Origin of the sequence: Nocardioides sp. GCM10028917 (genome assembly GCF_042666175.1) — a bacterium.
Classification (GTDB): Bacteria; Actinomycetota; Actinomycetes; order Propionibacteriales; family Nocardioidaceae; genus Nocardioides.
Map to the genome: position 1 here is coordinate 178,663 of NZ_JBHTFL010000003.1, position 12,289 is coordinate 190,951.

General features: G+C 72.5%; 9 protein-coding genes. 4 read left to right on the plus strand and 5 right to left on the minus strand.

The genetic code is table 11. The annotated features are described in order from the left end of the window. Positions 1-47 precede the first annotated feature (47 nt). The 3 genes from ACFQW6_RS04250 to ACFQW6_RS04260 form a co-directional block, all read right to left on the minus strand. Positions 48-3,032, minus strand: coding sequence for an AAA family ATPase (locus ACFQW6_RS04250; RefSeq protein ID WP_378541623.1), 2,985 nt, complete (start codon positions 3,030-3,032; stop codon positions 48-50). Next, positions 3,029-4,225 carry an exonuclease SbcCD subunit D gene (locus ACFQW6_RS04255; RefSeq protein ID WP_378541625.1) on the minus strand — a complete coding sequence of 399 codons (1,197 nt, stop codon included), beginning with the start codon at positions 4,223-4,225 and terminating at the stop codon, positions 3,029-3,031. Before ACFQW6_RS04255 ends, ACFQW6_RS04250 begins: the two co-directional genes overlap by 4 nt. A gap of 72 nt (positions 4,226-4,297) precedes the next feature. Continuing rightward, entirely contained in the window at positions 4,298-5,137 is an 840-nt protein-coding gene (locus tag ACFQW6_RS04260; RefSeq protein ID WP_378541627.1) for a formate dehydrogenase accessory sulfurtransferase FdhD, read from the minus strand. Positions 5,138-5,309: 172 nt separating this feature from the next. Here ACFQW6_RS04260 and ACFQW6_RS04265 point away from each other — a divergent pair, with 172 nt between their 5' ends. Beyond that, a complete protein-coding gene (locus tag ACFQW6_RS04265) occupies positions 5,310-5,453 on the plus strand; it encodes a hypothetical protein (protein WP_378541629.1) in 144 nt (47 codons plus the stop codon). A gap of 82 nt (positions 5,454-5,535) precedes the next feature. After that, positions 5,536-5,964: an OsmC family protein gene (locus ACFQW6_RS04270; protein ID WP_378541631.1), complete on the plus strand. Its 429-nt coding sequence runs from the start codon at positions 5,536-5,538 to the stop codon at positions 5,962-5,964. A 33-nt stretch (positions 5,965-5,997) separates the two neighbouring features. On the opposite strand, the gene ACFQW6_RS04275 is transcribed toward ACFQW6_RS04270, so the two are convergent. After that, complete coding sequence (locus ACFQW6_RS04275; protein ID WP_378541633.1) at positions 5,998-6,729, minus strand: peptidylprolyl isomerase; 732 nt, start codon at positions 6,727-6,729, stop codon at positions 5,998-6,000. Between the two features lie 181 nt (positions 6,730-6,910). On the opposite strand from ACFQW6_RS04275, the gene ACFQW6_RS04280 reads away from it, so the two are divergent. Both ACFQW6_RS04280 and ACFQW6_RS04285 read left to right on the plus strand, forming a co-directional pair. Then, positions 6,911-8,518 carry a hypothetical protein gene (locus tag ACFQW6_RS04280; RefSeq protein WP_378541635.1) on the plus strand — a complete coding sequence of 536 codons (1,608 nt, stop codon included), beginning with the start codon at positions 6,911-6,913 and terminating at the stop codon, positions 8,516-8,518. Then, positions 8,515-11,241 carry a hypothetical protein gene (locus ACFQW6_RS04285; RefSeq protein WP_378541637.1) on the plus strand — a complete coding sequence of 909 codons (2,727 nt, stop codon included), beginning with the start codon at positions 8,515-8,517 and terminating at the stop codon, positions 11,239-11,241. The genes ACFQW6_RS04280 and ACFQW6_RS04285 overlap by 4 nt, the downstream gene beginning before the upstream one ends. A gap of 14 nt (positions 11,242-11,255) precedes the next feature. On the opposite strand, the gene ACFQW6_RS04290 is transcribed toward ACFQW6_RS04285, so the two are convergent. Continuing rightward, a complete protein-coding gene (locus tag ACFQW6_RS04290) occupies positions 11,256-12,095 on the minus strand; it encodes an aldo/keto reductase (RefSeq protein WP_378541639.1) in 840 nt (279 codons plus the stop codon). Between the last annotated feature and the right edge of the window lie 194 nt (positions 12,096-12,289).

The following is a 12,289-nucleotide window of genomic DNA, read 5'->3' on the forward strand; positions in this document are numbered from 1 at the left end:
TGACGGTGCGGCGGGCCGAATCCCCGGGGTGGTGGGGAGCGGGCAAACTAGGCGAGGACGAGGCTCGTGCGGCTGCCGTGGCGGCCGCGGTGGACCCGCAGCTGGGTGGGGATGCGCATCTGCAGCTCGGGCACGTGGCTGACCACGCCGACCACCCGGCCCCCGTCGCGGAGGGTGTCGAGGGTGTCCATCACGTCCTCGAGGGTCTCGGCGTCGAGTGAGCCGAAACCCTCGTCGACGAACAGGGTGTCAAGGTCGGCGCCGCCCGCCTCCTGGGTGATCACGTCGGCGAGGCCGAGGGCCAGCGCGAGGGAGACCACGAAGGTCTCGCCGCCCGACAGCGTGGCCGGGTCGCGGCTGTCGCCGGTCCAGTCGTCACGGACGAGCAGGCTGAGGCCGCCCCGCGTCTCCCCGGCGCCGCGCTGCCCGGTGTGGACGAGGGAGTAGCGCCGGTCGCTCATCGTGGAGAGCCTCAGGTTGGCGGCCTCGACGACTTGGCCGAGGCGGTGGGCCAGGACGTAGGCCGACAGGCGCATCTGGTGGCGGTTGTCAGGATGCTTGCCCTCGACGAGGGCAGCGAGATCGGCGACCCGGTCGAGGTCGGCACGCACCGGAGCCCACGCGGCGAGGGCGGTGCGGACGTCGTCGGCGAGCGCGCGGAGGCGGCCGACGCGCTCGCGCAGGGCCAGGTCGCGGTGGCGCGTGGTCGCCGCCTCCTCCTGGGTGCGGCGGTGGTCCTCGGCGAGGAGCTCGAGGTCCGGCGGCTCCGCGGCAGCGGCCCGGACGAGCTCGGCATCGGCGAGCAGCTCACCGGTGCGGGCCAGCTCGCGTTCGTGCCGCTCGATCGTCGCGACGAGGGCGGTGAGCTCGGCCTCGGGGAGCCAGGCGTCGGCCGCGGCATCCGATGACGGGAAGCCCGCTTCTGTGGCGGCACCATCGGCTGCTCGCTGCGTGCTGTCCGCGGACTCACGAGCGCGCGCGAGGTGGACCGCGGTGTCGGTGCAGCGGCGGGCCAGGTCCTTGACCTGCTGGTGGTGGGCGGTCAGGTCGTCGAGGTCTGCCCCCTCGGCCAGCACGGCGCTGACCTGCTCACGCAGCGACTCGAGGCGCGTGTCGAGGACCGCCGTCTCGGTGTCGAGCCGGGAGGCGGTGGCGGTGAGCTCCTCGCGATGTCGGTCGAGGTCGTCTTGCTCGACGAACAGGGCGTCGAGCCGGGCGACCAGCGAGTCGACGGTGGCGGCGGCTGCCCGGGCACGCTCGAGGCGGGCCAGCGTGTCGGTCTCGGCGGCGAGCAGCGTGTCGAGCGCCTCGCCGGCCTCGGCGAGGGCGGCGGCCAGCCGGGCCTCGAGGCCACGTGCTTGTTGGGCATGTGCCTCGACGACGACCTCGAGGTCGTCGACCTCGCGGCGGGCCTCGCGCTCGGCGGCCTCGTCGGGTGCGCCGGACGCGGGCGACGCCGGGGAGGGGTGGTCGGCCGAGCCGCACACCGGGCAGCAGGCGCCGACGGCCAGCTTGCGGGCGATCTCGGCGGCCATGCCGTCGAGGCGCTGCTCGCGGATCTCCACGAGCGCCTCGCGCGCGAGCAGCCGCGTCTGCGTCACCGCGGCGAGGTCGCGCTGGGCAACGGCGAGGTCGATCGCGAGGTCGTCGGCCGAGCGGGCGGCGAGCACCCGCGACCGGATCGCCACGAGCTCGCGGTCGAGGGCGGCGACCTGGCCCACCGCCTCGCGGGCCGAGGCGAGCTGGGGCTCGAGCTCGGCCAGGGACTGCGGCACGTGCTCCGCCCGGGTGGAGAGCCGGTCGAGCTCGGCCGCGAGCTCCTCGCGGCTGCGCGCGCACCGTTGGAGCGCTGACTCGACCTCGGTGACCTGGCGGAGCAGCGGGCGCACGCGGGCGAGGTCGTCGAGGGCACGCGTGGAGGTGCGGTGGTGCTCGGCGACCTGCGCGTCGTCGGGTGTCGTCACTCCGATCAGCTGGCCCAGCGACGCGAGGGACGCGGCATGCCGGTGCTCGAGGTCGTCCGCGGTGGCTCGCGATGCGAGCGCGAGGTCGTGGAGGGCGCGCACGCCGGCAGCGCGCCGCGCGCGCTCGGCGAGCTTCACGCGGTCGGCGTGCGCCGCTGCGGCTGCCTCCAGCGCGTCGCGCTCACGACGTGCCGCGGCGTGGGTGGCCTGCAGCGCAGCAAGCCCGGTGCCTGCGGCTCGGGCCGCGGCAGCCGCCGTCTCCGCCGCGGCCGCCGCCGCTGCGCGGGTCGACTGGTCGGCCGACGCCGCCGAGGCGGCGTCGGTCAGCCCGGTCATCCAGCCATCGAGGCACGAGGGGTCGGCCGCCCAGTCGTGGGGCGCACCCTCGTCGCCCACCTCGCTGACCCGGCTGACCAGGTCGGCGACCGTGCCGCGGTGGGTGTCGGAGGCGCGCTTGAGCTCGACGCGCCGCTCCCGCAGCCAGCGCTCGGTGCGGTCGAACCGTTCGGTCCGGAAGACCTGCTGGAGGAGGGCGTGGCGCTCCTCGGACCGCGCTCGCAGGAAGGCCTGGAACCTCCCCTGAGGGAGCATGGCCACCTGGCAGAACTGCGCGAGCGTCATGCCGACGAGGCGGGTGACCAGGTGTCCGGTCTCGTCGAGGCGGGTGCTGAGTGGGTGCCAGAGGTGCTGGCCGTCGTCGGCGGGGCGGCGCTCCGAGATCACGACGCGCGCCTGCTCGGTGGTGGTGCCGGTGCCGCGCTTCTTCGCCCTGGTCCACGCGGGCGAGCGGTCGATGCGGAACCGTCGGCCGGAGAGGGTCGCCTCGAGCACCACCCGTGGAGCGACGTCGTCCGCGGCGTGGTCGGAGCGCAGCCGCTTGGCGACGGCGCGGTCACCGGGGACGTCGCCGTAGAGCGCGAAGCAGACCGCGTCGAGGACGCTGGACTTGCCGGCTCCGGTCGGCCCGCTGAGCAGGAAGAGGCCGGCGTCGGAGAGGGCGTCGAAGTCGATCGAGACCGGATCGGCGAAGGGCCCGAATCCGACGACCTCGAGCCGGTGGAGCCTCACGAGGCACCACGTCCCGTGGGAGGGGCGGAGGCGACGGGAGCCCCGACGAGGACGTCCTGGTCGGGGTCGTGGCAGCAGGCGTCGATGGCCTCGCGGAGGAGGGCGGCCTCGCCGGGGGTGGCCTCGGAGCCACGCACGTGGCGGACGAAGTCGAGCGAGATGGCATGGTCGCTCGTGCCGGGCGCGGGTCGCGGAGGGGTGTGGGCATCAACGGTGGGCGTGGGGAACTGCAGGACGAGCGTGTGGGGGAAGCGTCGGCGCAGCAGCTCCATCGCGCGCAACGGGCGGCGGGCGTCGGTCAGCGTGACCTGCACCCAGTCGTCCTCGTGGGTGGTGAGCGACGGGTCAGCGAGGAGCTGGTCGAGCGTGCCGGAGAGCCGGGCCAGCCGACGCGGGACCGGTGCCTCGACCCAGGTCGCCGATGCGAACCCGGTGGCGTCGAGGTCGACGAGCCACGACCCCTTGGCCTGGTCGGCCTCGGAGAAGGAGTAGGCCAGCGGGGAGCCGGAGTAGCGCAGCCGCTCGTCGAGCACGTGGGGGCCGTGCAGGTGGCCGAGGGCGGTGTAGTCGATGTCGTCGAACAGGCGGGTCGCGACCCGGGACACCCCGCCGACGCTGATGTCGCGCTCGGACTCGGACGGTGTCGCGCCGGCGACGAAGGCGTGCGCCAGCACCACGCTGCGGGTGGAAGCGGGACGCGCGGCGAGGTCGGACCGGACCCGCGTCATCGCCTCGGACAGCGCCGCCTCGTGGCTGCGGCGGCCGAGCGCCCACGGCTCGAGCAGAGCCGAGGGGTCGAGGTAGGGGATCGCGTGGATCGCCACGTCCCCGTGCTGGTCGGCGAGCACGACAGGACTGCCGACCGACGACGCGTCGGTGCGGACGAAGACACCCGCAGCGTCCATCAGGCGCGAGCCGAAACCGAGGCGCCGCGCGCTGTCGTGGTTGCCGCTGCTCACCACGACGCGCGCACGGGACGCGGCGAGCCGGGCGAACGCCTCGTCGGCGAGGGCGACCGCGTCGACATGGGGGAGGGCACGGTCGTAGACGTCTCCCGAGACCACGACCACGTCGACGTCCTCCCCGTCGACCACCTCGAGGAGGTGGTCGACGAACGCACCCTGGTGGCCCAGCAGGTCCTCGCGGTGGAAGGACCTCCCGAGGTGCCAGTCGGAGGTGTGGAGGATGCGCACGGGACGACCGTAGATCGCGGCACCGACAGGGCCGTCCCACCACGCCGCGCGCGGTTGGTCCGGTCGGTCAGGTCAGGTCGGGTCAGGTCGGTAGCGCACCGTGCGCCCTGCGGAGGTGAAGCCCCACAGGTCGATGCCGGCCTCGGCCGCCAGGCGGGCGGCCAGGCTCGTCGGCGCGCCGACCGCCACGATCGACCCGATGCCGACGGCCGCGGCCTTCTGCACGAGCTCGAAGCCGACGCGCCCGCTCAGCACCAGGCACGCCGAGGCAGCCGGGTCACCGGCGAGCACCCGTGCCCCGACGACCTTGTCGACGGCGTTGTGACGCCCGACGTCCTCGCGCACCACGGAGAGCGTGCCGAGCTCGTCGGCAAGCCCAGCCGCGTGCACGCCGCCCGTCCGGGCGAAGAGGGTCTGACGCTCCCGCAGCGCCTCCGGCAGGCGTCGTACGACGGACGCGTCGGGGCGCGGTCCTGCCCATGGTTGCGCCGCCCTGGTGGCCAGCGCCTCCACCACGCTGTCCTTGCCGCACACACCGCAGGCCGACGAGCCGGAGGAAGAGCGCTCGTGCCGGTGGGGGAGCGCCGTCGTGCCCGTGACGTTCACCGTCACGACGTTGAACTCCTGCTCGGGAGCGAGGTCGTCGTCGGTGCAGTAGGCGACCTGGTTGATCGACGAGGGTCCCGCGAGCCCCTCGTTGACGAGCCACCCGGCCGCGAGCTCGAAGTCGTGCCCGGGGGTGCGCATGGTCACCCACGCGCGACGGGGCGGCAGGGTCCCGGAGCGCACCCGGATCTCGAGCGGCTCCTCGGTGATGAGCCGATCCTCCCGGGTCACCTCCGAGGCGTCGGTGTGCTCCACCACGCGCGTCCGGACAGAGGGTCCGGGCCGTCGCGCTCGCTGGGTCGTCACGCCACGACACTAGCCCGGCGACGTACCCGTCTGGTGGTCGAGATCACCCCTTCGAGGATGCCCGACCGGAAGCTACCGGTCCGTAGGATGTAAGAGCCGCAACGGCGCGGCCAGTTCTTACATCACCCGCTCATCACCTGAGGGCCGGACGCCCTCGAGAGGACAGATCTCCATGACCACGCAGCTGCACCTGGCTCTCAGCCTCGTCGACTCACGAGCGCGCTCCACCGAGAACCGTGCGCTGCTGCGCAACGTGGAGATCGCCATCCGTGAGGAGCGTCGAGCCCGACGCGCCGCGCGACGCGTCACCCGCTGACCCCCCTGCGAGGTCGTCCGCGGAGACCCCACCGTCGGGGACCGGACACCCTGCCCGAGCGTGCTCTGGCAGGGTGTCCGTCATGACGGACGACAACCTGCGCAGCGTCGAGCTCACCCGCATCGGCCCGGCCAGGTTCAAGGCGACCAACGCCCGTGGCGGCGAGACCTTCTTCGGCACCGGGGGAGTGGACCCCGACTTCACGCCCATCGAGCTGCTGCTCGCCGCGCTCGCCGGCTGCAGCGCCCTCGACGTCGAGGCCATCACCCACAAGCGGACGTCCAGCACGACGTTCGACGTGCATGCCGAGGGGCACAAGGTGCGTGACGCTGCGGGCAACCACCTGACAGGGATCCGCGTGTCGTTCGACATCGCGTTCCCGGAGGGACCGGACGGCGATGCTGCGCGCGACCGCGTGCAGTCCGCGATCGAGATGTCCCACGACCGGCTGTGCACGGTCTCGCGGACCGTGCAGCTCGGCGCGGACGTCACCTACGACCCGGTGTCGTGACGGGCGCGCCGCGCCCCCGCGACGAACGTGGCGTCAGCCGACCGTGACCTTCTCGATGGTGACGTCCTTGTTGGGGACACCGCCGCCGGCTGGGTGCGCGCCGTCGTTGCCCTCGGCCGCGATCGCGTCGATGGTCTCGAGCCCGGCCTCGTCGATGGTGCCGAAGACGGTGTAGTCCGGGGGGAACTGCGAGTCGCGGAAGACGAGGAAGAACTGGGACCCGTTGGTGTCGGGGCCCGCGTTGGCCATGGCGAGCGTGCCGGCCGGGTAGGTCTCGTCACCGCTCAGCTCGTCGGCGAAGGAGTAGCCGGCGCCGCCCGAACCGGTGCCGGTCGGGTCGCCGCACTGCAGGATCCCGAAGCCCTCCTGGTCGCCGATGCGCGGGCACGGGGTGTCGTCGTAGAAGCCCTGCTCGGCGAGCGAGACGAAAGAGTTCACCGTGCACGGCGCGGCGGCCGTGTCGAGGGTCAGGCCGATGTCGCCGAAGTTCGTCGTGATCGTCGCGGTCGTGGTGCCCTCGGACGGGGCCTCGGACTCCGGTGCGTCGACGTCGCGCGCCGGTTCCTGGCCGTCCTCGGGGTAGTCGCAGGTGGTCGTCGCGCCGGAGGCCTCGGCCGACTCCTCGGGCGACGCCTCGCTCGACTCGCTCGAGGTCTCGGACGCCGAGGGGTCGGACGCGGTGTCCTTCCCGTCCGCTTCGTTGCCGCACGCGGACAGGGCGAGGACGGACAGGCAGGCGGCCACGGTGGCGAGTCGCTTCAGCATGCCGGTGATGGTAGCCAGCGCTCGTGCGCCGGCCCGACTCCGGGAGGTGCCCACCCCTTCAGAGGTGTACGGCGTGCCACCCGTGGCCGCCTGGGTGTAAGACAGAAATCGGGGGTAAGCCAACCATCGAGAAGGCCGCCTGACCGCTCATCCACGCCGGCAGGCGGGGAAGGGAACAGTGATGAGCAAGGACGCACCCCTGACGCCCGAGGAGCTGGCCGGTGAGGGAGTCACCGCGCTTCCGGACAAGGAAGTTGTCTCGATCCTCGACCTGGCTGCCGACGTGGACCTCGCCATCGACGGCGCTGCACCCGTGGACCTCGCCGTCGCACTCAACGCCAACGTCGTGGCGCCCATCGACGCCGCCGTCAGCGCGAACCTGTTGAGCGACGGCTCCACGTCGCAGGCGCTGTCCGACCAGGGTGTCCAGGTCACCCAGACCATCGAGGCCGACGCCGTCGCGACCGGCATCCAGGACAGCACCATCGACCAGAGCGACACCATCGAGGGCACGGCGCCCGTCTCCGGCGACACCAGCGGGGACGCGATGCTGAGCGCTGCCACCGCGACGGGCGAGTCCGGCGACGCCGTCGGCGCAGCCGCCGACACCGCCGCCGCGACGGCGAGCGAGCCCGTCGACGGCAGCGTCGTCGTGGACGCCGCCGGCAACATCATCGGCACCCTCGACAGCGCGACCGGCAACGTCGTGGCGCCCGACGGCGAGATCCTCGGCACGCTCAACGAGGCCACCGGGCTGGTCGTCGACTCGGCCGGCAACCTCATCGGCACCGTCACCAGCCTGGTCGACGGCGCCACCGTCGCCGGCACCGCAGGCGGCGTGCTCGGGGTGCTGGACGCCGCCACCGGCAACGTCGTGGACGCCTCCGGAAACGTGGTTGGAGTCCTCGACCCGCTGACCGGCGACGTGCTCAACACGGCCGGCACGGTCATCGGAGCCGTGACCGACCTGGTCGACGGCACGACGGTGCTCGACTCCGCCGGCAACGTCGTCGGCGTGCTCGACGGAGCAACCGGCAACGTTGTGGACTCCGCAGGCAACGTGATCGGGGCACTCGACCCGCTGACGGGTCAGGTCCTCGACGCTGCCGGCAACCTCATCGGCACCGTCGGTCAGGTGCTCGACGACGTGACCGACACCTTGGACAACCTCGACACCGGCGACCTGCTCAAGGGCGACCTGCTCAACGTCGACGTCAACGTCGACCTCGACGCGGACCTGGCAGCTCCCATCAACGGAGCGGTCGCGGCCAACGCCAACGTGGCTGCGCCGATCGATGCCTCCGTGGCCGCCAACATCCTGTCCGAGAACTCCGAGGCGACGGCGATCGCGCAGCAGGACGCGATCATCACGCAGACGATCACCGGCGCAGCGGAGGCCACCTCCGACCAGACCTCCGACATCGACCAGTCGTCGGTCGAGCCGCCCGACACCGACACCGCGTCCGCCGACGACGAGGAAGGGGCCACGACGGCGGCCATCGCCTCCAGCACGACGGACGGCACCACGACCAGCACGCCCGACGCGCCGATGGCCGACAGCACGGACACCGCTGCCGGCACCTCGACAGCCGACACCGCTGCGGTCGAGAGCACCGACACCGCCACGGCCGACAGCACCGACGCCGCTGCGGTCGAGAGCACCGACACCGCTGCGGCCGATGCGACGGCCAACACCGCTGCGGCCGATGCGACGGCCGACACCGCTGCTGCTCCGGAGGCCGGGACCAGCGACACGAGCGGCGACGTGAGCGGCACCACGGCGCAGTGACCACGCTGGTCGACGTCCCCTCGCGCGTCGACGGCGTCCAGCTCATCGGAGAGATGGCGGGGTCCGGCTATCGGACCCCGCCGGCCCTGGTGCGTCGCGCCGACGGGCAGGTCCTGCAGCTCACTCCGCTGCTCTACCTCGTCCTGCGGGCGTGCGACGGACAGCGCAGCCACGAGGACATCGCGTCGGTGGTCGGCCACGCGCTCGGGCGCAGGGTCACCGGGGACGACGTGCGGACACTGGTCGATTCCCACCTGCGGCCGCTCGGGCTGTTGCGAGGTGTGGACGGCTCCGAGCCGACGCTCAAGCGCACCGACCCGCTGATCGGACTGAAGCCCCGCTTCGCCGTGACCGACCCGCGGACCACCCATCGACTGACCGACCCGTTCCGGTTCCTGTTCCGTCCGCTCGTTCCACCGGCGGTGGTCGTCGGCTTCGTCGCCGTGGTCGCATGGGTGTTCTTCGATCGCGGCCTGGGGGCGTCGGCGTACGAAGCGTTCGAGCGCCCGCACCTGCTCCTGCTGGTGTTCGCCGTGTCGGTGCTCTCCGGCGGGTTCCACGAGTTCGGGCACGCGGCCGCGGCGCGCTACGGCGGGGCGGAACCGGGCTCGATGGGCGCCGGGCTCTACATCGTGTGGCCGGCCTTCTACACCGACGTCACCGACAGCTACCGGCTCGATCGGGCCGGCCGGCTCCGCACCGACCTGGGCGGGCTGTACTTCAACGCCATCGTCGTGGTCCTCACCTACGTCTGGTGGTGGGCGACCGGTTGGGAGGCACTCCTGCTGCTCGTCGCCACCCAGGTGTTGCAGATGGGACAGCAGCTGCTGCCACTCCTGCGCTTCGACGGCTACCACGTGCTCGCCGACCTCGCAGGCGTCCCCGACCTGTACCAGCGCATCCGACCGACCCTGCTGGGACTGCTCCCGAACCGCTGGAGCAGCTCGGAGAACGCGATGCTCACGCCATGGGCGCGGGTGGTCATCACGTCGTGGGTGCTGATCACGGTGCCACTGATGGCGCTGATGCTCCTGGGCCTGATCGCCGCGGTGCCGCGCCTCGTGGGTACCGCCGGGGCGGTGCTGAAGGAGGACGCAGCGCGCCTCGTGCAGGCCGTGGACGAGGGCCAGCCCCTCGACGCGGCCGGTCACGCCCTCCAGCTGCTCGGCGTCGCCCTTCCCGTGCTCGCCACCGCCGTGATCCTCGCTCGACTCGGCGTGCGGTGGTTCAGGGGGCTCGCCGCCTGGAGCCGTGACTCCGCAGCCCGGCGTGCAGTCGCAGCGGTCCTCAGTGCCCTGATGATCACCGGTCTCGCATGGGCATGGTGGCCCCAGCCCGGCACCTACCGACCGATCGAGCCGGGGGAGGACGGGACGCTCAGTGCGCTCCTGACGTCTGCGCCTGCCCCACCGGTCAGCGCGGTGGCCGACGCGGTCGGCCCACTGGCTCGACCCGCCTTCCCTGCGGGGGAGGTAGCCCGCCGTCGGCTGGAGCGTGGCACGCCCCTGGTCGCCGCCTTCCAGGAGGACAGCGCACTTCCGACCAAGGACGACCCGGTCCTGGCGATGGTGCTCGTCCCCAACGACGAGGACACCCCCCGTGGGGATTCGACGCCGTCGCGGTCGCCGACCTCCAGCACCGACGCCACCAGAAGTCCCGGTCTGGACCCCACCCCCAGCACCAGCCCGAGTACCAGCCCCAGCACCAGCCCGAGCGGCGCACCGGACCCGACCCCCGGAACCGCTCCGGTCTCCGACCCGGCGGACGACGCGTGGGTGTTCCCCTTCGACAAGCCGTTGGCGCCGGAGGAGGGGGACAACCAGGCACTGGCCGTCAACATCACCGACGGGACGGTCACCTACGACGTCGCCTTCGCGCTGGTCTGGGCAGAGGACGACGAGGTGCTCAACGTCAACGAGGCGCACGCCTACGCGTCCTGCACCGACTGCATCGCGGTCGCCGTCGCCTTCCAGGTCGTGCTGATCATGGACGACGCCCAGGTGGTGGTCCCGCAGAACCTCGCGGTGGCCGCCAACTACAACTGCCACTCGTGCATCACGGCCGCCGTTGCCAGCCAGCTCGTGCTGTCGATCCCGGGTGAGCCGGGGGAGGAGCAGCTGCTGCAGCTCGCCGCCGTCTGGGAACGCCTGCTGGAGTTCGCCCGCACCATCACGGCGTACTCGCTCACCGAGATCACCGAGCGGCTCGACGGCTTCAAGGAGGAGATCACGAGGATCCTGGTCGCGGCGCCACCGGCGACCCTGGCGCCGTCGAGCTCGTCGACACCCAGCTCGTCCACGAGCCCGTCCACGAGCCCGTCCACGACGAGCCCGACCTCACCCACCTCACCGACCTCACCGGGGCCCACGACCACGCCGTCGACGTCCCCGACGCCCTCGGAGCCGAGCACCTCGCCGAGCCCGACCACGACGCCGACCACGACGCCGACCACGACGCCGACCACGACGCCGACCACGACGCCGACGACATCGCCCACAAGCTCGTCCACGACATCGCCGACCGCGCCGCCCACGAGCTCGCCCACGACCTCGCCCACGACCTCGCCCACGACCTCGCCCACGACCTCGCCCACGGAGTCGCCCCCTCAGTCGGCCACGGAGTCGCCCACCCAGTCGCCGACGAGCTCGCCGGCCTCGCCCGAGTCGCCGACGAGCGTGGCGTCACCGACGACGACCACGTCCGATCCGTCCCTGAGTCCCTGACTCCAGCGGTCGGGTCACATCTCCTCGTGGGTCTCCGGGTCACCGCCGAAGAGGCGGCCGTCCGGCTCGGCGAGCCCGGAGATCGCCGCGACCTCGTCGTCGGTGAGCTCGAAGCCGAACACGTCGAGGTTCTGCGCCTGGCGAGCGGGGTCGGCCGACTTCGGGATCGGGAGCGAGCCGAGCTGGACGTGCCACCGCAGGATGACCTGGCCGGGGGAGACGCCGTGCGCCTCGGCGGCGGTGCGGACGGCGTCCTCCTCCAGGGGTGCGCGTCGCTTGCCGATGGGGCTCCACGCCTCGGTGCGGATGCCGAGGCGATCGTGCACCTCGCGCATGCGCGCCTGGGGGAACCGCGGGTGCAGCTCGATCTGGTTGACCGCCGGCGTGACGCCCGTGTCGTCGATGATCCGGGTCAGGTGCTCCTCGGTGAAGTTGGAGACGCCGATCGAGCGCACCAGCCCGTCATTCTGCAGCTGCACCAGCGCCCGCCAGGCCTCGACGTACTTCGCCTGGCTCGGGTTGGGCCAGTGGATGAGGTGCAGGTCGGTGCGCTCGAGCCCGAGTCGGTCCAGTGACTCGCGCACCGACGTGATCGCCGCGTCGTACGCGTGGTGGCGGCCCGGGATCTTGCTGGCGACGACCAGCTCGTCGCGGGGGACCCCCGAGCGGCGGACGGCCTCGCCGACCTCGACCTCGTTCTCGTAGTTCACCGCGGTGTCCACGAGCCGGTAGCCGGCCTCGATGGCGGTGCGGATGGCCTCCGTGCCGTCCTCGCCACGCAACGGATAGGTGCCGAAGCCGATGGCAGGGATCGTCGTGTCGTCGTTCAGGTGGTACGCCGGGATGTCAGCCATGGGCACCAACCTAGGCCGCACGCGAAAGGGGAGGGCCCCGGTCCCGGGAGATCACACTCGTGTCGTTCCTCCGCCAGCACGGTCTGACATAATGTTAGTTATCGGCGATATGGCCACACGCGCTGCAAGGCCCCGTTGTGCGGTCGCTGTGGTGCATCAGGTGAACCACGGGGGCCGCGCTGCGCGTGGGACGT

Bases quoted from the DNA above. Each gene is read 5' to 3' on its own strand.
- ACFQW6_RS04265 (WP_378541629.1), top strand. From the start codon at position 5,310: ATGACCACGCAGCTGCACCTGGCTCTCAGCCTCGTCGACTCACGAGCG.
- ACFQW6_RS04280 (WP_378541635.1), top strand. From the start codon at position 6,911: ATGAGCAAGGACGCACCCCTGACGCCCGAGGAGCTGGCCGGTGAGGGA.
- ACFQW6_RS04275 (WP_378541633.1), bottom strand. From the start codon at position 6,729: ATGCTGAAGCGACTCGCCACCGTGGCCGCCTGCCTGTCCGTCCTCGCC.
- ACFQW6_RS04290 (WP_378541639.1), bottom strand. From the start codon at position 12,095: ATGGCTGACATCCCGGCGTACCACCTGAACGACGACACGACGATCCCT.
- ACFQW6_RS04270 (WP_378541631.1), top strand. From the start codon at position 5,536: ATGACGGACGACAACCTGCGCAGCGTCGAGCTCACCCGCATCGGCCCG.